Source organism: Bartonella sp. CL25QHWL, from assembly GCF_042195335.1.
Classification (GTDB): domain Bacteria; phylum Pseudomonadota; class Alphaproteobacteria; order Rhizobiales; family Rhizobiaceae; genus Bartonella.
The window spans coordinates 1-957 of record NZ_JBHIOE010000069.1 but is presented as its reverse complement, the minus strand read 5'-3'; the positions used below and the strand labels follow the sequence as shown (position 1 = coordinate 957).

The window sequence follows — 957 nt, the reverse complement described above, 5'->3', positions numbered from 1 at the left end:
ATGCGTCGCTACAAAGGCATGTGCAGCGTCGCTCCATAATAAAGCATCACCATTAACCGCTTGAGTAATATTACTTAGTTTTTCATCAAACTTTTTGACCTCATTAGACAGATGAGTGTTCACATTCTTGACACTCGTATCAAGACCCGCAAAGGCGCTACCAACATCATTGAAGCTCGTCTTTTCCACATCACCATCTGCAGAAACATTAGAGATTTCGTAAGTCGGAGCTGTCCATGTGCCACCTTCATACTTAGCTTTACCACCTAAAGATTGCGCAACACCGCTCCCTAGAGCATATAGCTGATTACCCGCTACAGCATCACTTGAGTCTTTAGTTATAGACCCATTGGTAAGCGATGTTATCTTGCTGCTTACCTTCTCTTCACCATGCGTCGCTACAAACGCATGTGCAGTGTCGCTCCAATTCAAGGAATCACTCTTTGCTTCAGCAATATCTTTGCTAATTTCATCCTTAATATTCGTGATAGAATTATTCACATTCGCGAAAGAAGTTCCTACACCAGCAAACGCTGTTGCTACATCATGATACTCTTTATCTTCTGTTTTGCCATCTTCTTTCACGCTCTTAACCGCAAATGTAGGCGCACTCCAAGTTCCATTCTCATACTTAGCACCACCACCTAAAGACTGCGCAACATCGCCACCAAATTTATGAAGCTGGTTACCCGTTACGGCATCCGTTGAGGTTCCACTAATGTCTCCATTTTTAAGAGACGTAATCTTGCTGTTCTCTTTACTGTCCCCATGCGTCGCTACAAACGCACCTTTAGCCTTATCCCACAACAACGCGTCAGCCTGAGCAGTGCTAATTTCATTGGTAATCTCTTTATGTAAATCCGTGAAAGAAGTGCCTACGCCGGCAAACGCTGAAGCCACATCTGTATAGCTCTCCTCACTCTCAGTACCATCAGATTTTACTGTTTTAACCGTGAA

Annotated in this window: 1 pseudogene; it reads right to left on the bottom strand. The window is 43.7% G+C overall.

Annotated elements, in window-relative coordinates:
- Nucleotides 1–957: pseudogene (locus tag ACFILY_RS09500) on the bottom strand (hypothetical protein); the annotation flags it as partial.